This window comes from Caballeronia udeis (assembly GCF_001544555.2).
Taxonomy (GTDB): domain Bacteria; phylum Pseudomonadota; class Gammaproteobacteria; order Burkholderiales; family Burkholderiaceae; genus Caballeronia; species Caballeronia udeis.
On record NZ_FCOK02000045.1, the window covers coordinates 1 to 23,121 of the forward strand.

The following is a 23,121-nucleotide window of genomic DNA, read 5'->3' on the forward strand; positions in this document are numbered from 1 at the left end:
GGCTACACCTAAACCCTAAAAATAGCCGAAACCCAATGCTAGCGGAGGTTTCGGCTAATTGATGGGGAAAAGTACGGACTAGACCGAATATTGGACGCATCTAATATTCGCGTCCTACCAAGGGAGCTTCAGATCGATCGAAGACTTCTCTGGAAATGCTTCTTTGACGTAGATTTCGGCTGTTTTCCGGTCGTGTGCGCCAGGCGCGTCTGGATTTCCGACCTTCTCTTTCGGGCTCTCGCGGCGTCAGTTACACCCAGCGCGCGCAAATCCTTGAACTGAATATCGTCGGTTACTTGCGCCCGATCCTTCGCGCGGCGCCACATCGAGTGCAAACCCGATTTCGGCGCTGTCAGGTTGTTGGGCTGGTCACGTGCGATGGCGTGACGAAGAAATCAAAATCGCTCTATCACGGTCACGATTTTCCCGTCACAGTCACCAGTTGCGCAGTTCGCTGGTATTGATATGACTTTGCGTGTCAATGGTGACGTTGGGCTTCAGGTTGTTGCACCGACGCATGAATTTCCTGAGGGCGGCGCAGCAGTAAGTCTCGTTAAGTTGACAATGCCCTGCGCCAGTCATGGCTTCATTTCAGATACCCCGCGACATTCAGCGCCAGCAGAATAGAAGATACGTGCATTGCCTGCCCGATAAAACCCGTTGGCAGTTTCGCGAGAACCTGGGCAATCGGGATGACATGAACGGACAGCCCTTCTTCTCCATGGTCAAGGCGTTGCTGTTGATCACCCACGGCGTCAAGCGCAAGGTATATATGCACCCGATTCGTGTGCGACGCAGGATTCGCATGCAACGTACTTACATGTTTCCAAGATTTTGCCGTGAACCCAGTTTCTTCTTCAAGTTCACGACGCGCTGCCTGTTCGATATCGCTGTCAGTTTTTTCAACCGCCCCTGCAGGTACCTCCGTAAAGAAATCGCCGGCCGCGTGGCGATATTGGCGTACCAGGACCAAGCGGTCGTCGGCCGTAATTGCCACTATGTGTATCCAGTCAGGATAAGAAAGCACGTAATAAGGGCTAATCTCCCGCCCTCCTGGTGTAACGCAATAATCAGCGCGCACATCGATCCAGCGGTCCTTTAAGAGAGGCTCGCTCCTGATAGTTCTCCATTTTTCTTCCATTGCTGGTTCCCTTTGGTCACTCAAAGTTGAACTTGCACTTTCTTTAACGTAGATTTTGCGGCATCGACGTCGAGCGATAACGCAGTACGTTGCCGTAGCCGAGGTGATCGTAGCCTTCCAGATTAAATACCCTGCGCCTTGCGACGCTCAACCTGCTCACGGGCCCGCGGTGTGGACCTATGGTCCCTCCCGGGCGACCTCTCCACTCGTCTCAACGTCAGCCAGTTGCGTCACCCGCCTGCGGCTGCAGGCTTCGCAGTCCGGCGACGAGTGACGGACGTTGGTCGAATTGTCCCGAACCTGAAGTGGCCGTTTCTTCGATTTTGAAGACCGAGACAGCGTCGCGCAAGGCCGTGGCCTGCTCAGACATGGCCTGCGCGGCAGCCGACGCCTGCTCGACGAGCGCCGCGTTCTGCTGCGTAACCTCGTCCATCTGGCTGACCGCGTCGTTCACCTGTTCGATCCCGGTTCCCTGCTCTTCCGAGGCCGCCGTGATTTCGCCCATGATATCGGTCACCTGCCGCACCGACTTCACGATGTCGTGCATCGTCGAGCCGGCCCGTTCAACCTGCTCCGATCCTTCAGCCACACGCTCGACGGACTGGGTAATCAATTCCTTGATTTCTTTCGCCGCAGTGGCGCTGCGCTGCGCCAGCGTTCGAACTTCGCTGGCAACCACCGCGAACCCTCTGCCCTGATCACCGGCCCGCGCCGCCTCAACCGCCGCATTGAGCGCGAGGATATTGGTCTGGAACGCAATCCCTTCGATCACGGAAATGATTGCGGCGACCCTGTCCGAACTCCGTGAAATCGACTGCATCGTTTCGACCACCTGATGTACCGCTTCGCCCCCTCGCATCGCGACTGCACAGGCATCTCCAGCCAGCGCGTTCGCCTGTTTCGCGTTTTCCGTGTTCTGACGCACCGTCGAGGTCAGTTCCTCCATGCTCGCCGCCGTCTGCTCAAGCGAGGCTGCCTGCTCTTCCGTGCGCTCGGAAAGATCCCTGTTTCCCTGTGCAATTTCTCTAGCCGAAATCTTCATCGACTCGGCTGACGACTGGATGCCTGCAACGATGGTTCTAAGCTGCCGCCGCATGGACTCCAGCGACGCCATCAGGCTACCGCGATCGTCCGGTGCCACCGGCACTGCAATCGCCAGGTTGCCTTCCGCGATGCGCGCCGCAACCTCCGCCGCGTCCACGGGCTCTCCACCCAGCGACCGCATGATCCCACGGGTAATCAAGGACCCCAACACGATCGCGAGGAGCACCGTCATGACGCCTGCTACCGCAAGCGCAAGCTCTGTCGCCCACGTCATCGCTGCCACCTCGTCAGCGCGCCTGTCGAGCTGGGCCTGCTCGGCGCTGTCGAATTGGGCCGCGACCGCCCGATAGCGATCCATGAACTGCTTGTCGTTGCCCTGCCTGAAATAGTCCGTCAGCGCGTTCCAAGGCTGCTCGCCAGCGGTTACTTCTCTACGCAGTCCGATCAGCTTCTCGTCAATTTCACTGATCTTCGTACGCATCTCACTCAAGGTATTGAGTCGTTGTTGCTGGTCAGGATTGTCGGCTGTCAAGGAGCGGGACAGCTTCAGTGACTTGGCAAACTGATCGCTCCCCGCCTTGTAAGGCTGCAGCACTCGCTCTGTTCCAGACGCCACGAATTCACGCACACTCGCGTCCATCTTGATCATATTGGTCAACATGTCGTCGCTGGTCCGGAGAACCTGGTAGCTACGGACGTTCCAGCCGTTCGCGTGATTGAGCCGAAGGAAGTTGATGATAGAGATCGTGTTGCCGATCAAAGAAACGACAACTACTGCCCCAAACGTTGCGGCGAGCTTCCTGCCTACGGTCATCCTCATGATCTTCTCCTCGGTGGTGACATACCACCTTTACGGCGTATATATTTCTAAATTAAGAGCATAAGGCTAAACCAATTTTAGTTCGCATGACGAATTGTCTCACTTCTGACTCCGATGTCTTGTCAGCAAAAGACCGGTGAAGTCCAGACGCCGCGGCTAGCGATCAGTGGCGTAGAAAGCGGGAAGTTCAACACGTCATGCGCTCTTCAGCTTGCTCCGCTCGTAGCTCTCACGAGTTCTTTCCAATAGCGATTTTTGAGGATCAGCGCATTTTGCGTAAGCGCCCAGCCGTTTCTCACGGACACGGCCGACTTCCTTGCCAGGCACGCTGGAGCAGCTCTCGAAGGGGAGCAGTCTCCACTGGACGCGGGTTCCAGTACGGATTGGACATTGCTATCTCGCACGCACGATCGAGGTCGGCCTCTCTCAGTCCGATCTCACGTAATCCTCGTGGTACACCGAGTTCCTGGCTCAGTTCATACAACCCATCCGCAGCGGATTCCACATTGAGCGCACGCGCGATTCGTGCCATTGCTTCCTCTGCCACGACGCTGTTGTAGGCAAGCGCATGCGGGAGAACAATCGCATGCGTCTCCGCGTGCGGAAGGTTGAACGTGCCGCCAAGTGTGTGACAGAGCTTGTGATGAAGCGCCATGCCGACATTGCCCAGAACCATCCCGCAAAGCCACGCGCCATAGAGGCACTCGCCGCGCGCCGTCTTGTCCTTGCTGCTCCTCTTCAAGCCACGAAGCCCATTCGACAGCGCGCTGATTCCCTCTTCTGCCATAAGCGACATGACCGGGTTTCCATCTTTTGCGTACAACCCCTCGGCAGCATGTGCGATGGCATTCAAGCCGCTCACGAACGAGAGATGATCTGGCAAATCGACCGACAACTCCGGGTCGTAGAGGACCGTTTTAGGAAGTACCCTGGAGTCCCGCCCGGTCTGCTTGAGCCCACCCTCGGTTATCCCATAGATCGGTGTCATTTCCGAACCCGCATAGGTCGTCGGAATAGCGATGATCGGCAAGGACGATTGGAGGGCGATGGCCTTGCCCAGGCCAATCGTTGAGCCTCCGCCAATCGCCACCGCGCAATCCGCGTCGACCGCGTTCGCGTGCTCCCCCGCACGGCGCACGATTTCAATGGGTACATGCATCTGCGCCCCGTCGAAGACTCCGGCACTCGACGGACCAAGAAGGGACGAAACAACCTCGGCCTGCGCTCTCTGCTCCGGCGTGCACAGAACCAGCGCCCGCCGGGCTCCCAGCTTCTCAACTTCCTGCTGGACGAGCTTCATGCTTCCCGCGCCAAACACCACCCGCGAGGCATGCGTCGTGTAGGTAAATTCGTACATAAGATTGGAGTTTCCCGTTGTTCCCTACCGTTCCATGTTCGTCGGCTCAGATGTAATCGACCTGGTGCCGGGCGATACGGCTGTCCCCGATAACCTGCTTGACGCGCAGATGCTCTGGATGGGACGCGTACGCCTCCAGCGACTCGAGATCCTCAAACTCCGTGTAGAGGACGACGTCACAGGCGTAGTCGACCCCGCTCACATCCATACCGACCTCGAGCTTCGCCAGTCCCGGAATTTTGCCGATCAGGCTTTCAAAGGCGCTCTTCACCAGTTGAGCCGTTTCCTTCTTTTGCTCGGGCGACTCACCGCGAACATCCCACATAACGATGTGTTTAATCATCTCGATTCCGTGTTTACGACCGAAGTCCGTGCGAATTTTGTTTAGTCATCCACACCTATGGATAATTCGCCCAGGTTCGCCAGGTACTCTGCCGTTGAAATTGGCTGTTTCTCGCCCGTACCATCTGGCTGCACGTCCGCCAAGCCGACGCTCAGGCCTTGTTCTTGTTGTACACATCAACAAAGACAGCCGCGAGCAACACCACGCCCTTGATCACCTGCTGGTAGTCAACACCAATACCCATGATGGACATCCCGTTGTTCATGACACCCATGATGAAGGCGCCTACTACCGCACCAACCACCTTCCCGACACCGCCGGAAGCCGACGCGCCGCCGATGAAGCATGCAGCGATCACATCGAGTTCAAAGCCCGTTCCGGCTTTCGGTGTGCCGCTGTTCAAGCGGGCTGCGAATATGAGGCCGGCCAATGCGGCTAAAACACCCATATTCACGAAGGTTAAAAAACTGATGGCCGGAACGCTGACCCCGGATAATCTCGCCGCCTTCGCGTTGCCGCCCACTGCGTAGATACGACGGCCAATGGTGGTGCGATTCATGACGAATGTGTACACGCCAATCAGTACTCCCATGATGACGAGAACTGTCGGCAGGCCGCGATACGAGGCAAGGATGGTGCAGAGGAAGACAATCAGGCCGGTGAGGATGACGTTCTTCGCGACGAACACGGAGAACGACCCGCTACCCATGCCGTATTTCGTTGCGCTCGCGCGGTGTCGAAATTCAATCACGAAGAAGAGCAAACCCACCAGAATTCCAAGCAGGATGGACGTGACGTGCAGACTCTGCCCGTGAAAGATGTCGGGAATGAAGCCGGAACTGAAAGCCGCGAAAGCGTCGGGGAACGGCCCAATGGATTGGCCCTGCAACACGAGGTTTGTCAGGCCTCGGAATACCAGCATGCCGGCCAATGTCACGATGAACGATGGCATCCGCCAGAATGCAATCCAGTAACCCTGGATGGCTCCAATCAGCGCGCCGGTGGCTATGCAGATGATGGTGGCCAGCACGTAGTTGACATTAAACTGCACCATCAGCACCGCTGCGAGTGCGCCCACCAGTCCGGCGGTCGAACCGACCGAGAGATCGATGTGGCCCGCAACAATCACCATCAGCATGCCGAGCGCCATGATGACGATGTAACTGTTTTGAAGCACGAGATTCGTCAGATTGAGCGGCTGCATCAACACGCTGCTCGTCGACATCTGAAAGAAAGCCATGATGACGATGAGCGAAATCAGCAGTCCGTATTCACTGGCGCCCCGCTTGAGCACCCGAACGATTTCGCTATGTTTGACTCCGGCATCCTGCGGCGCCGCCGGTGAGAGTGTCTTACGCATTTCAGATGCCTCCATTTCGCATGATTGCCCGCATGATCTTTTCCTGCGAGACGTCCTCCGCGGTGAACTCGCCGACGAAGCGGCCTTCGTTCATGACATAAACGCGGTCGCACATTCCAAGAAGCTCCGGCATTTCCGAAGAAATCATGACCACGCACTTACCCGCTTCAACCGCTTGATTGATGATGCTGTAGATTTCGTACTTCGCTCCCACATCAATGCCGCGCGTGGGCTCGTCCAGAATGAGTACTTCGGGTCCGGAAAACAGCCATTTGCTCAGCACGACTTTCTGCTGATTGCCGCCGGACAGATTGGCGACAACATGGGTTCCCCCCTGGGCGCGGATACGGAGCTTCTTCAGGAAATCCCCCGCGACCCTTGCTTCCTCGTGTTCGTTGATGACGCCGAGATTCGACACACCTGCGAGGTTCGCCAACGTGATGTTTCGCTGGATGTTGTCGTCAAGGAGCAGGCCGTTTCCTTTACGGTCTTCAGTCACATACGCGAGACCCGCTTTAATGGCTTTCTGTACCGAGGAAACGTCTACCGGTTTCCCGTGCATGAGCACCGTTCCGGAAATGTCCTGACCGTACGTTGCGCCGAAGACACTCATCGCAAGCTCGGTCCGTCCGGAACCCATAAGACCGGCGATACCTACGATCTCGCCCTTTCGCGCCTTGAGATTAACGCCCTTGATGACGGCGCGCTCCCTCTGGGTCGGATGCTGCGCGCGCCAGTCCCTGACTTCGAAAATCACCTCGCCGATATTCGGCACCCGCTTGGGATAACGGTCAGACATCTCACGGCCGACCATCGCCTTGATGATCCGGTCTTCGCTCACACTATCGGCCTTGCAGTCGAGCGCATCGACCGTTGAGCCATCACGGATGACCGTTATGCCGTCTGCCACGCGTGAGATCTCGTTGAGTTTGTGCGAAATGATGATGGACGTCACTCCACGCGCCTTCAGCTCCAGCAGGAGATTGAGCAGCGTGTCGCTGTCCTTTTCGTTGAGGCTTGCCGTTGGCTCGTCGAGGATCAACAGGCGGACCTCTTTCGACAACGCCTTGGCAATTTCGACAAGCTGCTGTTTGCCGATGCCGAGCGTGCCTACAGGGGTATCGGGGGAATCAGGCAGACCCACCCTCGCCAGCAGTTCCTTGGCCAGGGACCGGGAGCCCTGCCAGTCAATAACACCCCACTTCGACTGTTCGTTACCCAGGAAGATGTTCTCGGTAATCGAGAGCATGGGTACGAGTGCGAGTTCCTGATGGATGATGATGATCCCCACGTGCTCGCTGTCGGAAATATCCGAGAACGCACGATCTTCACCGTCGTAGACCACATTGCCCGCATAAGAGCCGTGTGGATAGACGCCGCTCAGGATCTTCATCAGCGTCGACTTACCCGCGCCGTTCTCGCCGCATATGGCATGAATCTCGCCTTTGCGGACTTTAAGACTGACGTTATTCAGGGCTTTGACCGCGCCAAAGCTCTTCTGAATTTCGTTCATCTCCAGAATGGTTTCCATCGTCGTATTCCTCGGGTTGCTCACGTACAACGCGTGTCTGTGTAGTGCCGGGCTGCTGACGCGCCCGGCACCCACGAAGGCCGGGACACTGTTACTTCAGCTGCGCCTGCGTGTAGTACCCGCTGGTGACGAGCTCCGGCTGCCAGTTGTCCTTGTCGACGAGGATGGGCTTCACGAGGTAGGTCGGAACAATCTTGGCGCCGTTGTTATAGCTCTTCGTGTCGTTCACGGGCACGGGCTTTCCAGTCAGCGCGTCGTCCACGATATCGGCTGTGATGCCAGCCAGCTTGCGCGTATCCTTGAACACGGTCGTCGTCTGGTCGCCGCGTATGATTCCCTTGACGTTCTGCAGATCCGCATCCTGTCCGGTGACGACCGGCATCGGTTGTTGCGCCGAACCATAGCCGACACCCTTGAGTGAGGAAATCACACCGATCGCAATGGCGTCATTCGGCGTCCACACGGCATCGAGCCGGTTGTTACCGTAGAAGGCGCTCAGCAGGTTGTCCATGCGGGACTGGGCCGTGGCTCCGTCCCAGTTGCGAGTGGCGACTTTCTCGAATGCCACCTGCTTGCTTCGGATCACGAACTTCCCGTTGTCGATATATGGCTTGAGTACCGACATCCCGCCGGCGTAGACCATATGCGCGTTGTTGTCGTCAGAGGAGCCGCCGAAGACCTCAACGTTGAACGGGGTCTTGCTACCCGCCTTCTGCCAGGCGGTGACGATGCTCTGACCCTGCAGGACACCCACACCGTAGTTGTCGAACGTGGCGTAGTAGTCGACGTTCTTGGTCTGGCTGATCAGGCGATCGTACGAGATAACCTTGATACCCTTCTGTTGCGCAAGCGCCAGGGCGTCGGAGAAGGTCTTGCCATCGATCGGGGCGATCACGAGCGCCTTGACCCCCTTCGCCAGCATGTTCTCGACCTGGTTGACCTGCGTCGGGACGTCATAGTTGGCATACTGGAGATCGGCGGAGTAGCCCTTCGCCTTCAGCGCGTCGACCATGCTCTTGCCATCGGTAATCCACCGCGATTCCGTCTTGTCCGGCAGCGAAATGCCAATGACACCCTTGTCCTGGGCGTAGGCGGATAGGGACACCGCAGACAATGCAATCGAAGCGGCCACAGCTACAGCGACGTTCTTGATGATGTTCATCGTTTGTCTCCTAATAAGGATTACATAATTTACTTCTGACTTTCTTCAGTCAGTTTTTGGTAGCTGGTCCCGAAAGGAGGCCAGCCAGCCACTCACCTTCCTACTCAATAAAGATCTCTGAACCGGCCTGCTTCGACGAAGCGAACATAGCCTCGATAACGCGGCTGATGTTGTACGCCTGCGTGGCGGGAACAACCGACGGCGTACCGTCACGAAGCGCTTCGAAAAAGGCATTCGATTCGCGGTCGAAGTACACCGGGTTCCCGATTTCAGCAATATCGGGGGAATATTCGGTCTTCTTCGTGGCCCATATTTCGGGGAAGCTCGTTTCCTGCCATTCGGTCCATCCTTCCGGATAGGCCCCCTTGCCGGCATCGTAGACCTTGTAGCTTGACGGCAGCGATCGCGAAGACATGATGCCTTCCGTGCCGTACGCTGTGATGTCCCAGCTTTCGGTCCACGGCAGCACGTCCCACGACATGAAGTCGATCACCACGATCTTGTCTTCGTAGTTCAGCACCGCGCCCGCCGCATCCTCGCGAGACTCGTCGCCATGAAAGTTAGGGAACTTCGTAATGCGGGCGTTGACACTTCGCGGCATGCCGAAATGCAAGAGGATGCGGTCCACCAGATGGCAGCCGATGACGAACACGGCGCCCCCGATATCACCGGGCTGGGTCATGTGGGCCGTGCCCGCCTCGTCATGTGAGCAGCCGCCGTGCGCGCGCACCTGGACGACTTTCCCGAGGCGGCCGCTCTTCAGCGCTGCCTGCATGGCGTCAACCGACGGAGCGAAGCGCCAGCAGTAGCCCACCTGTACGAGACCGCCTGTACGCTCGACCGCTTCGACAATCCGTTTGGCATCCGCGGAGCTGCGCCCTGCGGGCTTTTCGCACAGGACCGACTTGCCGGCCTCGAGTGCTTCAATGGTCAGGTCGGCCATCTTCTCGCTTTTCGAATGCACGAGCACGACGTGCACATTTTCGTCAGCGAGGATGTCCTCTTTCGTTCTCGCCTCGAGGCCGAGCGCATCCACGAACGGCTTGAGCAGCGGACTGGTGTCCCACGCGCCGAGCATCTTTGCGCCGGAGCGACGCTGGATCGCCTTGACCCGGCCGGACGTGTGGGGGTGGGTGACGCCAAGGCATGCCACGCCTGTCGTTTCGTTGGGACCGATCTTTCGCGTCATGATTTATCTCCTCCAGGTTACGAGTTACACCTTGACCGATTTCCCTGATACAGCGGACTCGAGCGCACAGTCGGCCAGACGCAGCGCCTTCAGGCCGTCCTGCACCGATGTCGGCAAGGGCGCATTCGTACGCAGCGCCTCGACGAACGCTTCGAGTTCGGCCTTGTAGGCCGCTTCGTAACGCTCAAGGAAAAAGTTGAGCAAGGGTTCGCGGACATCGGTTGCCTCCTTCGTCCAGCGACGGATCGTCGAAGGCCGGAGGTTCTCCTGAAGAAGCATGCCCTTGGAGCCGGAGACTTCCATGCGCTGGTCGTAGCCGTACACAGCCTCGCGACAGCAATTGATGTGGCATTGCTTGCCCGAAGCGGTCCGCAACTGCACCATGACCGTATCGAAATCGTCGAGTTCGGCCAGCGACGAGTCGACGAGCCGGCTCGCGAACGCCATCACTTCCACTGGCTCTTCGCCGAGCAGCCAGCGGGCCATATCGAGGTCGTGGATCACCATGTCGCGGAAGATGCCGCCGGAATGCTCGACGTAGTCGCGGGGCGGCATGCCCGGATCGCGGCTGGAGATGACAACCTGGCGCACCTCGCCTATATCGCCTGCGTCGATCGCCTTGCGGAAGGCCTGGGACGTAGGGTCGAAGCGGCGGTTGAACGCAAGCATCACACGGCCGCCGAGGCGCTCGACCTCGTTCGCCGCTGCGAGCGACTTTTCCATGTCCAGGTCGATGGGCTTTTCGCACAACACAGCCTTGCCTTTCGCCACGGCTTGCAACATGAATGTGATGTGAGTGTCCGTCGGCGTGCCAATCACCACGGCATCTATGTCATCGCGCTCGAGGACAGCCGAGGCATCCATCGACGCTTCGCAGCCGAGTCGTTCGGCGAGCGAGCTGGCAGCCTTTTCAAAGGGATCTGCGACGACAACCAGTTTCGCGTTCGGGCTCGCGGCAACGTTGCCTGCGTGAATACGACCAATCCGGCCAGCGCCGAGTACAGCGATACGAATCATGTGAGTCTCCAGGAGTACTTTGTGATTTAAGGTCAAGAGCGTCAGACGGAAGTCGCGCTTTTTGCCGAGAACTGGGCAATGGTGGTGTCGTAGGCGCGCTTTGCCATCTCGTCGAGCGGCAACTTCCGGTGTTTCTCGGAGATGAGCTCCACGCCGTAATAAGGAAGCGTGCACCCTGCTTGTTGCAGGGCATCTATAAAGGCGGGACAGTCACCGGCACCTTCGCCACAAAGCTGGCGGTTAAAGCTCGAGTCCTCGAACAGCGTCCCTTTAACTTGCGCGGCTACGTCATTCAGCTCTACTCCCTTGATGAAGCGCGCCGGGATTTGGGCGACCTCGCTATAAGGGCTGCCACCGCGTGCCACGTGCCAGTGGTCAACCATCAGGCCACCGTTGGGGTGGTCGGCGCCTTCCGTAATCTTCAGCGCTTCCCCGATTTTTCTGATGGGAGAAAAAGGCATGAACTCGATTGCAACCGTCGCACCCACCGTCGCCACGTCTTCGCAAAGTTTCGCGAATTCGCCGGTCATGCGCGCAAAGTCAGCCGGACTTTCGTCGAAAGGGCTCGCACCGATTTTCAGATTGCGCATGCCAAGTTCACCGCCCAGTTCGATGATACGTCGACGGCAGCTGTCCGATTTGGCGCGCGCCTCGCCGTCGAGGTACCAGTCCATGAGAATTTCGAGCTCGAAGTACTTCATGCCCGTGTCGTTCAGAATCTTCTTGACGCCGGAGAGCCCGTATTTCTCGACGCTGTACTCGAGATCATCGAGAATGAGACCGATGCCTTTCCAGCCGGCACGCGATGCCGCTTCACAACGATCTCGCAGCGGGAACGGACTGATTTCAGCCGGTCCACACGGATAGACGTCACCGGCAATAGTCCAGTACGCAGCCAGCAGTTCGATCTCTTTGGCGCTCATTTCAATTTGCTCCATTAGTTCCGGTTTGTTCAAAATGTTCGACGACGCGTGTTGCCGCGGGCCGCACAATCATGCGATTGCCCGCGTCGGATTCGTGGACGTTGCGAGAGTAAAATCCCAGGTCACCGACCAGAAGGGAGCCTTGAAACCGATCTCCCGCGCTGCATCCGGGTCGTCAATCTTGTTAAATTCGGCAATCAGTTCACGCTTGACGCCAAAGACCGCGTCCTCGGAGAGATACGGGCAATCCGGCGTGAAGATGTGGGTAATGACGGGGTCGTAGCCAGGCGCGGTCACGATGAAGTGCAAGTGAGCAGCCCGATTCGGGTGTCGACCCATTGCGCCCAGGAGCTTCCCGACTGGACCGTCTGATGGAATCGGATAGTGGCGCGGCTTGACGGACTTGAACCAGTACCGGCCCTCTGCATCCGAGGTAAATACACCTCGCAGATTCGAGTCCGGCTGAATCCCCTTTTGCTGGACGTCGTAGAAACCATCGTCGTTGGTCTGCCAGACCTCGAGCTTCGCGTTCGGGACAGGTGTGCCCCCAATGTCCGTCACACGGCCTGCCACGACCAGAGGTTCGCCCTTTCCGTCCAGGCAGATGTTCGCGCCGCTCTTGTACTCAGGTGCATTCGCGACATAAAACGGGCCGAGAATTGTATTGGGAGTCGCCCCGCTCGGCCGGCGGTGATTGATTGCGTCAACGAGCATCGAGACGCCGAGGATGTCCGACAGCAGGATGTACTCTTGTCTCCAGTCGGTACACATCTGACCGGTTTCAGTCAGGAACCGGATCGCGGCAAACCACTCTTCATGCGTCGGTTCGATTTCCTTCACCGCAGCATGCAGATGCCTGACCAGAATCGACGTGATCTTTTTCAGCCGCACATCGGCATTCGGGTCCATGCGTGCGTTAACGACGTCGGCCGAGTGCGCTTCATCGAAATACGGTGATGAGGATACCGAAACAGAGGGTTCTGGATGCTGCACGGAGCGTCTCCTTCAATATTGTCGTACTGCTTTGAGACAAGTCTATATTCCCCGAAGTCGGCAAAACAGAGCTAAAAAGGGAATCTCTTTCGCGAAGACTGGGAAAGTGCGAGAAAGCAGGCAGTGTTCCCGCCCGCACGACCGTCACGCGGTCCAGTGCCGCTCGTACTCGTTCTGCTGAAACCGCTCGACGAGTGCATCGATAAACAGGCGAACCTTCACCGGCATATGTGCCCGGGTCTGGAATGCAATATTGATAGTGAGCCTTGGAAGGTCCCAGTCGTTGAGCACTGGAACCAGGCGGCCAGCCTTGAGGTCGTCGTACACGATGTACTTGGGCTGCACGAGAATACCCATACCGTCGAGCGCGGCGACCCGAAGTATCTGGCCATCATTGGATTCAAGAAGAGGCTTGATCTTGACGAGAACCGATTCTCCCGTGCGACAGAATGCCAGCTCACGCGGATTGTCGGCGAGTCCGTAATTCAGTACCTTGTGCCTGGCTAATTCCGCCGGCAAGCGTGGCGAACCATTTGCCTCAATATACGAAGGAGCCGCAACCAGTATTCGCCGGGTTGCAGCGAGCCGCCTTACCGTTATGTTGCTATCCGCCTCAAGAACCTTGGTACGGATGGCGACGTCGATGCCATTTTCGATGATGTCGTGGTACCGGTTTGCCGCCACGACGTCTACCGTGATCTCCGGATAACGCGCCGTAAACTCCGAAAGCATAGGTGCAATGTGCAGCATGCAGAACGAGAGCGACGCAGTGACGCGAAGCATTCCGCTCGGTCGTACCGTTGCATCCTTGATGACCGACTCAGCTTCGCCGAGGTCCGCCAGGATGGACTTGCATCGTCTATGAAACTCGGCGCCCGCCTGTGTCAGATAGAGATTGCGCGTCGTCCTGCGCACGAGCTGGACCGCAAGCCGGGTCTCCAGGGAGATCAGGTAACGGCTTGCCGCGGATATGGAAAGATCCACAGCTTCCGCGGCCCGGCTGATACTTCCGGTTTCGGCAACCTCAACGAACAGCTGTAGTTCCTTAAACTGATCCATCTTGTATCACCCTGCTTTTCTACCAAGTTCCGTCGCGCGACAGACCGCACAGGCGCGCGATTATCGAGAACCTTGCTTGGCCGCTTGTTTGTCTATGGCAGGCAACAATACGGTGTTCCCTCTATCGCCGAGAGACCCAAACACATCAAAAAACCATCAATCAAAATGTCTACCCGGATCTGGCGGGAATTTACGCCGTGCGGCTTCGCGAGGCATGATCGTTAAGCGCCTGCGTGAATCTGGCGGGCTCCCAATCCTCATCAAGTGCGCGTTGCATGAGTTCCCGCTGGCTTTCCGGAGCCAACCCGCCGACCGGCGGGTTGCGGTCGAGGTTGGTAGGGAACGGGTATCCCTCAGCGCAGGATGCAATTGCCGCGGCGGCTTCGGCGCCACTCATTCGCCCCAGCGCGCGACGCTCGCGCAACACCGGATAAACCGCCTCGCACATACTTCTACGGTCGAGCACTTCCATCGCCCGGCCATATGCCGACGAGACCTGCAGGAGATTCGCCATGCGCTGAACGTCCGCGGTGCGATTGGCGCCCGCCGCATGAAACAACGCCGGATTAAAGAACACGGCATCGCCCTTCGAGAGCGGCAGCTGGACGAAGTGCTCCTCGAAGTATTCGCGGAAGTCAGCACGCCGCCATGCCACGTATCCCTCGGCATACCGCTGTGAATACGGCAGGAGTTTTGTTGGTCCGCTCTCGACCGGCATATCGGTGTGTGCCACCGCCCCTTGCAGGGTAAGAAAGGCGGACATCCTGTGCACGTGCGCCGGGTAACGTTCAGCTTCGGCGACCGCCTGGAAGCCAAGGTGGTAGTCGCGATGTGCGAGTTGCGCATCGCCGCCGGGGCGAACCACATTGACCTGCGATGTCATCTGGTAACAAGGGCCGAGCCAGGCTTCCGACACGGCCAAAAGCATCCGGTTCGAGAAATACTCCGCGAATACGGCCGGCGCTCGAAGGCAGAGCTTTTCCTGCGCATTCCAGATCCGGTCGTTTGCGCCCGCTTTCGCGAAATGGTCTGCTGCACGTGTGCCTTGCTCCTGCTCACTACGAATAATGGATTCGAAGACGGCCGTAGCGGCATCGACGGATCGTGTGTCCGCGAATGCCCGATGGAGCACCAGCACCCCCGCGCCATCTCGAAGGACGCGCGCCCATTCCGCCTGCAACTGCGCGAGCCCGGATGCATCGCCTATGACGTCATCGAGCTGATCACAGTCGTACACGGGAATTCCCTGCCTGATGTCCGCCACATAACGCGTCGGGCAGTCGTCGCCCGCTTTGAGTTGGTCCACGAATTCATTCAGGGAGCAATCACGCTCGCTATACCACTGCTGCCCGCGTTTTGCGGCGGACCCTTCGCCCTGTTTCATATCTCCCTCCACTGTCAACCAAGCATAATCCCCGGAGCCGATATGCGGTTATCATAAAAACATCAAAAACGCATCAAAAATGGAAACGCAGGCATGGCACACCGCTTTCTTATCAAGGAGATAGCTCTCCAGTCCGGCCTCGGGGTGGCAACAGTCGACCGGGTGCTCAATGGACGTGCCCACGTTCGGGAACACACACGCAAGCGCGTCGAGCAAGCCATCAAGGAGCTCGAAAAGCAGGAACTGCAGTTGGCGACCGTAGGACGAAAGCTCATGATCGACGTGATAGTGGAAGCTCCCGCACGCTTTGCCGACGAGATCAAGGACGCGCTTGAAACGGAACTGGCGGGTATGCACCCGGTAGTCATTCGTCCGCGTTTCATGATGCAGGAAACGATGACCACGGCTGAGGTGGTCGACTCGCTTCAGTCAATTGGACGCCGGGGAAGCCATGGGGTTGTGCTGAAGGCGCGCGATGTTCCCGAGATTACCGAAGCAATAGGCGACCTCCAACGTCGCGGCATTCCGGTCATCACGATCTTCACCGATATCCCGTTGTCCGGACGCGTCGCATACGCGGGGCTGGACAATCGGGTCGCCGGCGCCACCGCCGCCTATCTTGTCGCGCAGTGGCTAGGCCCACGGGCTGGCAACATCCTGATAACAATGAGCGATGAGCGGTTCAGGGGCGAAGAGGAACGCGAAATAAGTTTTCGACGCGCGTTGAGAACCCGATATCCACAGCTTACGTTGATCGATGCGAGCGGCGGCCACGGCCTTGACACGCCCACCGAAAAGCGAGTCCTCAATGTCCTCGCCACAGATACCAAAATCGCCGCGGTCTACTCCATGGGCGGAGGAAACGTCGCCATTCTTCGAGCACTCGAAGCACAACAGCAATCTCCGATTTGCTTTATCGGACACGATCTGGATCGAGACAACGTGCGTCTGCTGCGTGAAGGTAAGGTACAGGCGATTCTCCATCACGATCTACGTCAGGACATGCGCTCGGCGTGCCAGCACATCATTTGTTTCCACAAACTCCTGCCGGCGTCGACCGTATCGCCGTCTTCATCGGTCGTTGTCGTTACACCAGAGAATATTCCCGCGCATATAGCGAGCCGGTTTCGTTGATAAGGACGTTGACTAAGGCAGCGTGCAGTGTGGCAACGGATGGTCACGGGGCACCCTGTTGACGCACTGCCTCCGCACTGCCTGATGCAAATGGTTCTGCGTCAATCAGACACAATATGCTGCCCCGCGCGGCAGGTCGGCGTGAGCCGGGCCGGGTTCAGAATATAGATTTTTCCGAACCCGTCCGCTCTCCTTAGAACTGAGTGGCAATACCCGCGATCACGCCGAACTGGCTCTTGCCGTAGTTCGGGTTTGTGCTCGACGCGGCGCTGCTCACCGGGTCGTTGTTGGTGTTCGCGCCATACAGTCCGCTGTCGAGCCCAAGGTTGGACGTCGAACTATTGCGAACATAACCGAGCTCGGTGTACAGGAGCGTGCGCTTCGACAGCGAATAGTTCGTGCCCAGTGTGTATAGCGTCGCGTTGCCATTGCCGTGATTGGCGTTTGCGTGATACACCGCACCGGTGATCGAGAGCGCTGGCGTAGTCTGCCAGATGGCTCCAATCCATTCGTGATTGACTGCTGTCGGCAGCGTTGTGCCTGCCGGCAACGTGGTTGGAGTGGCCGTACCGAAGTATCCTGCGTTGGACGCGTTGGGTGCGCTGAGGTGCTGATAACCAACATACGCTACCACTGGGCCGAGCGTGTAGGTCGCGCCGGTGAGAGCGGAGCGCGACGCCAGGTACACATTGCTGAACTGGCCGTTCTGATCGCGGACCTCGTCATAGGTGGCCTGCCAGAAAAGGCTGCCGGTCTGGTACGACAGCTTGATGCCGTCCGATCGCCCCTGAGCACTACCCAGACCGCTAGACGTGCCCAATTGGCCTGGAGCGCTTCCCGGATTCCCGGAGTTCCACTTCGTCGAGTTCGTCAGGTCGTATTGCCCCTGCAGCGTAAATCCCCCGAGTGTCGGCGACAGATACTCTGCACCGTTACCCGCCTGCGAAAAGATCCGGCCACGCACCAGCGTGCCAATCGCATATTTCTTGGTCTGCTGGGGGTCGACATCGCCCGAATACTGACTTATTTCGGCGGAGCCCATGTTGCCAAGCTTCAGTTGCCCCCACGTGTCGTTATGCAAACCTACTGTCGCCTGCCCCTCGAAGAAGCTACCGTTGGCCACGCTGCCGTTCTGTGTGTTCAGGCGCGATTCAAGCTGGAAAATAGCCTTTGTTCCGCCTCCGATATCTTCTGCGCCTTTGAGGCCAAATCGCGACTGCGCCCATCCGCCGCTCTGCGCGCCGACCACGTGGCCCTTTGGCATGCCGGTCTCGTATTCAAGTCCGTTATCCACGATGCCATACAACGTGACGCTGCTTTGCGCACTGGCCGACGCCGCCGCCGTCATTGCGAACAACCCAAACAGAACCTTTTTCATTGCATCTCCTATTTATGTTATGTAGTACTTCTATACAAATCACCGTTTTGGTGAGCATGGGATGAACATCGCGTTGTGGCGATTTGTTACTGTCGGCAGTACCTGATGTTCGGCAATGTAAAAAATTGAACCGCTGCCGTTCGTTAGTCACGCACAAAGCGCGCTTCCAACATCCGTTGAGAAGTGCGCGTAGTGTCCACCTTCCTCTCATCCGGGTCCCGTCGAGTGTGAGGATCCCAAATCATTCGCCTGGAGACACCGCGTTCCTCCGGGTCCGGGTCAGCACACATCAGGTCGGCCGGCTGTCCTGCTTCTTCACTTGCACTTGCTTGTTAGAGCCGCTGCCGCCCGACCACAACGTGACCCAACCGGTTGCTGGACGCGTCTGCTCAGTGCGCTTCATCGACGTACAGGAGATTGCGGGGCGAAGGGCTACCTGCGATAGGGTGTCTCCGACGTTGTTTTCGTGGAACTTTGGCCCGAGTGTATATTCGTCAACGATGAAGACACAGAGCCGAATGGGGAATCTCTTTCGCGGAAACCGGGAAAATCGGAACCCTCCCAGCGTCGACCGTACCCGACCTCGCGTCACGGCGTTGGCACATTGCCGGCGCTGTCGCGCAAGATCGCGCGACAAAAAACTCTGAATCTCTCTGTCATGATCAAATTCGGCGCGGGCTTCGCGCCTCGCGTCAAGGCTGCGCCCACAAGCCGGTCGGCACCCGCCGCATCATCGGCTGATGGTCTGCTTCAGTGCTTCAACGGACGTCTTGATGCCAGCTTCCACGGACATTGTCAGGTCCTCCATTTCCAGAGATACCCAGTCGTTGTATCCAGCCATCCGAACGACGGAGAAAAACTCCTTCCACCATTGGAGATCCTTCCCACAGCCGACCGCGACGTAATTCCACGAGCGTCGTGCCAGATCTTCGATCGGTCTGGTTTCCAAAAGGCCATTGACATCGACGATTCCCCGTTCCAGGCGTGCGTCCTTGCCGTGCACGTGATGAATCGCGTCACCTAACGCACGCGCTGCGGCGATAGGATCCGCACCCATCCACATCATGTGGCTTGGGTCAAGGTTTAGCCCGACCATAGGTCCCACGGCCTCACGAAGCCGAAACAGCGTTGCGGGATTCCAGACCAGCATTGAACTGAAATTTTCCAGCGCGAACTTTTCAACGCCGCATGCTTTTGCCTGACTAACGAGTTGGTGCCAATAAGGAATAGCGACGTCGTTCCACTGATAGTCCAGGCAATCTTTCAGCGACGGAGGCCAACTGACGGTCGAGGTGATCCAGTTTGGAATTCGGTCCTCCGGGCTAGCAGGTGGCAGCCCGCTCATCATGACAATCTTCTTTACGCCAAGGAGCTCTGCAAGCCGGATCGTCTTGTCCGTATCGGACTTGTGCTTCATGCCAAGCGTTCCCGGATCAAGCGGATTGCCCGAAACGTTCAGTGCGGCAATCTCCAGACCCCGGCTCTCCAGCGCCTCCTTGAGGCTACGACGCTTGCTCGCGTCTTTCAACAATTCGTCCGCTCGCAGATGCGGTGCAGAAGACCAGCCACCTACGGTCATTTCGACGCCGGATACTCCGAGCTCACATAATTTATCGAGCATCTGCTCATACGGCAGATACCCGAGGCTGTCAGTACAAAATGAAAGTTTCATTCTTGTCTCTGCTCAGTTCAATTGCTTGATTGCTAACGCCGTATGCTATTTTTCCGGGCCTTCTGTATGGCAAACGATCACACAGATGCCAGCGCTTAAATCAGGCTGCGGTGGCGACCTTCTCGTCGCTATAGAGCGCCGGCTTTTCGTTCAGCGCCACCTTGACCTTTTGTCCTGTCTTTTGTGCTGCAACGCCGGCCTCGCAGCAAGCTGCGGTGGCATATCCGTCCCATGCCGACGGCCCGTTGACCGTGCCTTCTCGCGCGGCGTCAACCCATGTTTGCAGTTCCAGGTTGAATGCGTCATTGAAGCGTTCGACAAAGCTGGGCGGCACTGCCCCGCCCCAGCGGCCCGACGATCGGATGTAGGGTCCAATGTCGTTGCCGATGTTAACAATCCCGTCTTCGAAAACTGCCTGCGCTGCAACTTGATATCCAAATTGCGCGTTGACGAAAATCTCGACGTCGACCAGGATGCCGCTTTCAGTTTCCATCAACACTTGCTGCGGGTCGTGCTGGCCGTGATGCGCGTGGCGCGTGGGTCGACCAAGCCGGACCTGCACGGTCGTGATTTCCTCGCCCGTCAAATATCGAATTCCGTCGAACTCGTGTACAACGGAATCGTTGATCAGCATCTGGCTTGTGAAGCTTGATGGCGACACTGCGTTACGGTGAGAGAAATGGAGCATCAGCGTATCCCCCATTTCACGAGACTCGATGAGGCGTCTCAGTTGCCGGTATTCCCGGTCGAACCGACGCATGAAGCCAACCTGAATCAGCTTCCGGCCAATCTTTTGTTCTTCTTCAATGATTCGCCAGGACGAGGCAGCGTCAGGGGTCAGCGGCTTTTCACAAAGAATCGGCTTACCTTGCTCCATAGTTTGCAGCAACGTTTTTTCGTGAAGACCCCCCGGCGTCGCGATCAACACAGCATCGATACGGTCGCCAGTGAGCAGCGAGCCAAGCTCGGTGGCCGCGATCGCACCAGGTGCCTTGCTTGCAACGCGCTGCGCGCGCTCCGCGTCCACATCGACTACGGCGACTACGCTCGCACCGGCGATACGATTGGCGAGCCGTTCGACGTGATCTGAACCCATTAGACCTGCACCAACCACTGCTACACGAAGTTCTTTTCTCATTATTAGGTTTCCTAATTTACTGCCGTAGTAAATTGACCAAGCTTGGATTCTTGCGTTTACATGGGTGAGATCGCGCCGAGGGATGACTATCCGATCCGATTGGGTTTTGCGCGAAGAACCGGCCAACTTGGATAGTGCTCCGAACGCCTCTGATATTCGGCGGCGGTGACGTTCACGATCCTCTCGTGGTTTCCCTCCGGGACGAACCGCTCGTCATTCACCCTTGCCCTCTCCCGCCGTTTCCCTGGGTTCATTTTCGGAACCAGAGCCGAACGCTAACATCGTGACCCGAGCCTCGCCTCACACCGGGTTTTGCCAATGGTATTCACTGAACCGCACAGTCCCGGTTCCGCAGAGCGACGGAAGAAAATCCGGTCGCCCGGCGGAAGTAGATGCCTGTTAATGCTTGAGACAGGTGTTCACGTTGTCGGCCGTGCAAACATCGATGCCGGTATACGTGGTGTCCGATACCTTCTTTCCAGATGAGATATCTTGCAGCATCAGAATCGCCTTCGCGCCCATCTCAAACGGTCGTTGACCCACATTGCCGTTGCTGTAGCCATCCTTTAGCTGCTGCAACTGCATGGGCAGCGTGTCCGCAACAAGAACGACGAGCTGCTTTGACTTGATCCTCGGAAGCATCGACTGTACGGCCTGACGGTATGCGTTATCTGACCACTGGGTGAACGCTCCAGTCGATACAAACGCATCCAGCTGATTTCCATACTTCGTCAGAATATCCGACAGTTGCTGATCCGCCTTTGCGCTGTCGTCGTCCGTGAAAAGCGGGCACCCGTCGACCTCTGTCCAGCCATGTTGCCCCGTCAAGCGGTTTCCGGGCGGGCTGCTGTCATGTGTGCCGGCCAGCGTGTCTCGAATCCCCTGCAGCCGTTCATTGTGGTTCGCAGCTGCGGCCCCGCCCGACTGCAGGCAGATCTTGCCTCCCTTTGGCTTCATTTGCTGAAGGAGCTTCGCCAGATTCACACCAATATCGTAGTTTTTCGTCCCCACGTACGCCTGCCGATATGACTTGTCTTGTGGAAGAAGATCCGAATCCCAGGTAATCGTCGGAATGCCGGCGTCCTGCGCTGACTTCAAGGCACGGGCTATTGCCGGCGCATTTGCAGGTGACACCGCAATACCCTTGACGTGACGTGTAATCAAATCCTGGATGATTTGAATCTGCTCCTGCTCGTTGGCTTCCGACGGGCCAATATAGAGGCATTTCGCGCCCTTCAACTTGTCGGCTACGCTGTTGCATCCGTCACGAGCCAGGTCGAAGTAGGGATTGTTCATCGCTTTTGGAACTAGCGCATATACATCCTCGGCGCGGACAGCGAACGACTGGACGCACAGGGCAGCCCCGAGCGCCAGCAGCGGCAACATTGCTTTTTTCATTGTGTACTCCTCCGTTATGTTATGAATAACCGGTCGAGTCGGGATCAATCACCCGACTTGCGACGCAACTTCTCCAGCATTACTGCAAGAATGATGAATCCACCCAGGAACATGCCCTGCCAGTAAGGATCAACGCCGGCCAACAAGAGGCTGTTGCGGATAACCTCGATTAGCGCCGCGCCGATCGGAGCGCCGATGGCATAGCCGATGCCACCGGCCAGATTCGCCCCCCCAATAACAGTCGCTGCGATCACTTGCAACTCACTTGATAGTCCTAAGGCGTTCGTTACCGAGCCGAGCCAACCGACCATCAGAAAAGCGGTGATGCCTGCCGTGAGACTCGATAGGACGTAGACCGAGACAGTGAGTCTCTCAATGGGGATGCCGCATAGTTTCGCCGCCGCGGCGTTTCCGCCAAGGGCGAAAATATGCCGTCCCCAAGCCGAGTAGCGATACACCAGGACAAAGAGCACAGTCATGATCGCCAGTACCCAGACGGGGTTCGCAATGCCCGCCGTCGTTCCTCCTCCGATCTGAAACAAAAGCGCTTGATCAGGTCCAAACTGCCAAAAGAGCTTGTTGTTCGATAAAACCAGAGCGAGCGATCTGGCCATCGCGAGCATCCCGAGTGTTACAACAAACGACGACATGCGGAAATAGGCAATCAGCACCCCATTAATCAGACCGCACACTGCCGCGGTCAATAGACACGCTGCTAGCCCAAACCAGATCGAATGGCCTCCGGCCATTGTCATTCCGAGCACAATTCCCGAGACGCCCATCACCGAACCGATCGACAAATCGATGCCGCCGGTGATAATTACTGTCGTCATGCCCAGTGCCATGATGCCTGTAAAGGCAAAATTTCGACTCGTGTTGAAGACGTTTCGTGTCGACATAAACTGGTCACTCACAAAACTCATTACGACGCAGACGAGCAGCATCGCCAAAAAGACCCACACTGGCTGAGTGTGCGTAATGGACTGTAGAAAGCCAGACTTGCGCCGTTGGACGATGTCGCTAAAATCATCGATCCTCGTTGCGGATTGCTTGTTCATCATTACTTCCTCCTAGATCG

19 protein-coding genes are annotated in these 23,121 nt (G+C 57.4%); 1 reads left to right on the top strand and 18 read right to left on the bottom strand.

Annotated features, from left to right (window positions below; all coding sequences use genetic code 11):
• Nucleotides 1-586: 586 nt before the first annotated feature.
• The 13 genes from AWB69_RS27140 to AWB69_RS27200 form a co-directional block, all read right to left on the bottom strand.
• Entirely contained in the window at nt 587-1,141 is a 555-nt protein-coding gene (locus AWB69_RS27140) for an NUDIX hydrolase (protein ID WP_062089928.1), read from the bottom strand.
• Between the two features lie 217 nt (nt 1,142-1,358).
• Nucleotides 1,359-2,999, bottom strand: coding sequence for a methyl-accepting chemotaxis protein (locus AWB69_RS27145; protein ID WP_197500334.1), 1,641 nt, complete (start codon nt 2,997-2,999; stop codon nt 1,359-1,361).
• A 301-nt stretch (nt 3,000-3,300) separates the two neighbouring features.
• Nucleotides 3,301-4,362: a maleylacetate reductase gene (locus AWB69_RS27150; protein ID WP_062089929.1), complete on the bottom strand. Its 1,062-nt coding sequence runs from the start codon at nt 4,360-4,362 to the stop codon at nt 3,301-3,303.
• Between the two features lie 46 nt (nt 4,363-4,408).
• Nucleotides 4,409-4,705: a Dabb family protein gene (locus tag AWB69_RS27155; protein WP_062089930.1), complete on the bottom strand. Its 297-nt coding sequence runs from the start codon at nt 4,703-4,705 to the stop codon at nt 4,409-4,411.
• 151 nt (nt 4,706-4,856) lie between these two features.
• Nucleotides 4,857-6,065, bottom strand: coding sequence for a multiple monosaccharide ABC transporter permease (mmsB, locus tag AWB69_RS27160; protein WP_082913615.1), 1,209 nt, complete (start codon nt 6,063-6,065; stop codon nt 4,857-4,859).
• Nucleotide 6,066: 1 nt separating this feature from the next.
• On the bottom strand, nt 6,067-7,596 hold the full coding sequence (mmsA, locus tag AWB69_RS27165) for a multiple monosaccharide ABC transporter ATP-binding protein (RefSeq protein ID WP_062089931.1): 1,530 nt from the start codon (nt 7,594-7,596) through the stop codon (nt 6,067-6,069).
• Between the two features lie 91 nt (nt 7,597-7,687).
• Entirely contained in the window at nt 7,688-8,758 is a 1,071-nt protein-coding gene (chvE, locus tag AWB69_RS27170; RefSeq protein ID WP_062089932.1) for a multiple monosaccharide ABC transporter substrate-binding protein, read from the bottom strand.
• A 100-nt stretch (nt 8,759-8,858) separates the two neighbouring features.
• Nucleotides 8,859-9,947 (bottom strand): Gfo/Idh/MocA family protein, encoded by a 1,089-nt coding sequence (locus AWB69_RS27175; RefSeq protein ID WP_062089933.1) that lies wholly within the window; start codon nt 9,945-9,947, stop codon nt 8,859-8,861.
• A 24-nt stretch (nt 9,948-9,971) separates the two neighbouring features.
• Nucleotides 9,972-10,964, bottom strand: a complete 993-nt coding sequence (gene iolG / locus AWB69_RS27180) for an inositol 2-dehydrogenase (protein ID WP_062089934.1) — start codon at nt 10,962-10,964, stop codon at nt 9,972-9,974.
• Nucleotides 10,965-11,005: 41 nt separating this feature from the next.
• Nucleotides 11,006-11,902: a sugar phosphate isomerase/epimerase family protein gene (locus AWB69_RS27185; protein WP_231937245.1), complete on the bottom strand. Its 897-nt coding sequence runs from the start codon at nt 11,900-11,902 to the stop codon at nt 11,006-11,008.
• A gap of 54 nt (nt 11,903-11,956) precedes the next feature.
• A complete protein-coding gene (locus tag AWB69_RS27190; protein ID WP_082913617.1) occupies nt 11,957-12,796 on the bottom strand; it encodes an intradiol ring-cleavage dioxygenase in 840 nt (279 codons plus the stop codon).
• A gap of 228 nt (nt 12,797-13,024) precedes the next feature.
• On the bottom strand, nt 13,025-13,939 hold the full coding sequence (locus AWB69_RS27195; protein WP_062089936.1) for a LysR family transcriptional regulator: 915 nt from the start codon (nt 13,937-13,939) through the stop codon (nt 13,025-13,027).
• A 190-nt stretch (nt 13,940-14,129) separates the two neighbouring features.
• Nucleotides 14,130-15,323 carry a phytanoyl-CoA dioxygenase family protein gene (locus AWB69_RS27200; RefSeq protein ID WP_062089937.1) on the bottom strand — a complete coding sequence of 398 codons (1,194 nt, stop codon included), beginning with the start codon at nt 15,321-15,323 and terminating at the stop codon, nt 14,130-14,132.
• Between the two features lie 93 nt (nt 15,324-15,416).
• Between AWB69_RS27200 and AWB69_RS27205 the strand changes: the two genes are divergently transcribed.
• Nucleotides 15,417-16,457, top strand: a complete 1,041-nt coding sequence (locus AWB69_RS27205) for a LacI family DNA-binding transcriptional regulator (protein ID WP_062089938.1) — start codon at nt 15,417-15,419, stop codon at nt 16,455-16,457.
• 193 nt (nt 16,458-16,650) lie between these two features.
• Here AWB69_RS27205 and AWB69_RS27210 read toward each other — a convergent pair whose 3' ends face one another.
• From AWB69_RS27210 to AWB69_RS27230, 5 genes are all read right to left on the bottom strand, one after another.
• Nucleotides 16,651-17,835, bottom strand: a complete 1,185-nt coding sequence (locus tag AWB69_RS27210; RefSeq protein ID WP_062089939.1) for a porin — start codon at nt 17,833-17,835, stop codon at nt 16,651-16,653.
• Between the two features lie 730 nt (nt 17,836-18,565).
• Nucleotides 18,566-19,507 (bottom strand): sugar phosphate isomerase/epimerase family protein, encoded by a 942-nt coding sequence (locus AWB69_RS27215; RefSeq protein WP_062089940.1) that lies wholly within the window; start codon nt 19,505-19,507, stop codon nt 18,566-18,568.
• A 100-nt stretch (nt 19,508-19,607) separates the two neighbouring features.
• On the bottom strand, nt 19,608-20,771 hold the full coding sequence (locus AWB69_RS27220; protein ID WP_197500331.1) for a Gfo/Idh/MocA family protein: 1,164 nt from the start codon (nt 20,769-20,771) through the stop codon (nt 19,608-19,610).
• A gap of 273 nt (nt 20,772-21,044) precedes the next feature.
• On the bottom strand, nt 21,045-22,043 hold the full coding sequence (locus tag AWB69_RS27225; protein WP_062089942.1) for a sugar-binding protein: 999 nt from the start codon (nt 22,041-22,043) through the stop codon (nt 21,045-21,047).
• Between the two features lie 44 nt (nt 22,044-22,087).
• A complete protein-coding gene (locus AWB69_RS27230; RefSeq protein ID WP_231937246.1) occupies nt 22,088-23,104 on the bottom strand; it encodes an ABC transporter permease in 1,017 nt (338 codons plus the stop codon).
• Between the last annotated feature and the right edge of the window lie 17 nt (nt 23,105-23,121).

Excerpts from the sequence above, each read along its gene's own strand:
- AWB69_RS27140 (WP_062089928.1), bottom strand. The coding sequence starts at position 1,141 with ATGGAAGAAAAATGGAGAACTATCAGGAGCGAGCCTCTCTTAAAGGAC.
- AWB69_RS27175 (WP_062089933.1), bottom strand. The coding sequence starts at position 9,947 with ATGACGCGAAAGATCGGTCCCAACGAAACGACAGGCGTGGCATGCCTT.
- AWB69_RS27185 (WP_231937245.1), bottom strand. The coding sequence starts at position 11,902 with ATGGAGCAAATTGAAATGAGCGCCAAAGAGATCGAACTGCTGGCTGCG.
- AWB69_RS27230 (WP_231937246.1), bottom strand. The coding sequence starts at position 23,104 with ATGATGAACAAGCAATCCGCAACGAGGATCGATGATTTTAGCGACATC.
- AWB69_RS27145 (WP_197500334.1), bottom strand. The coding sequence starts at position 2,999 with ATGACCGTAGGCAGGAAGCTCGCCGCAACGTTTGGGGCAGTAGTTGTC.
- AWB69_RS27190 (WP_082913617.1), bottom strand. The coding sequence starts at position 12,796 with ATGGACCCGAATGCCGATGTGCGGCTGAAAAAGATCACGTCGATTCTG.
- AWB69_RS27210 (WP_062089939.1), bottom strand. The coding sequence starts at position 17,835 with ATGAAAAAGGTTCTGTTTGGGTTGTTCGCAATGACGGCGGCGGCGTCG.
- AWB69_RS27150 (WP_062089929.1), bottom strand. The coding sequence starts at position 4,362 with ATGTACGAATTTACCTACACGACGCATGCCTCGCGGGTGGTGTTTGGC.
- AWB69_RS27195 (WP_062089936.1), bottom strand. The coding sequence starts at position 13,939 with ATGGATCAGTTTAAGGAACTACAGCTGTTCGTTGAGGTTGCCGAAACC.
- AWB69_RS27225 (WP_062089942.1), bottom strand. The coding sequence starts at position 22,043 with ATGAAAAAAGCAATGTTGCCGCTGCTGGCGCTCGGGGCTGCCCTGTGC.
- AWB69_RS27215 (WP_062089940.1), bottom strand. The coding sequence starts at position 19,507 with ATGAAACTTTCATTTTGTACTGACAGCCTCGGGTATCTGCCGTATGAG.
- mmsA (WP_062089931.1), bottom strand. The coding sequence starts at position 7,596 with ATGGAAACCATTCTGGAGATGAACGAAATTCAGAAGAGCTTTGGCGCG.
- iolG (WP_062089934.1), bottom strand. The coding sequence starts at position 10,964 with ATGATTCGTATCGCTGTACTCGGCGCTGGCCGGATTGGTCGTATTCAC.
- AWB69_RS27205 (WP_062089938.1), top strand. The coding sequence starts at position 15,417 with ATGGCACACCGCTTTCTTATCAAGGAGATAGCTCTCCAGTCCGGCCTC.
- AWB69_RS27200 (WP_062089937.1), bottom strand. The coding sequence starts at position 15,323 with ATGAAACAGGGCGAAGGGTCCGCCGCAAAACGCGGGCAGCAGTGGTAT.
- chvE (WP_062089932.1), bottom strand. The coding sequence starts at position 8,758 with ATGAACATCATCAAGAACGTCGCTGTAGCTGTGGCCGCTTCGATTGCA.
- AWB69_RS27155 (WP_062089930.1), bottom strand. The coding sequence starts at position 4,705 with ATGATTAAACACATCGTTATGTGGGATGTTCGCGGTGAGTCGCCCGAG.
- mmsB (WP_082913615.1), bottom strand. The coding sequence starts at position 6,065 with ATGCGTAAGACACTCTCACCGGCGGCGCCGCAGGATGCCGGAGTCAAA.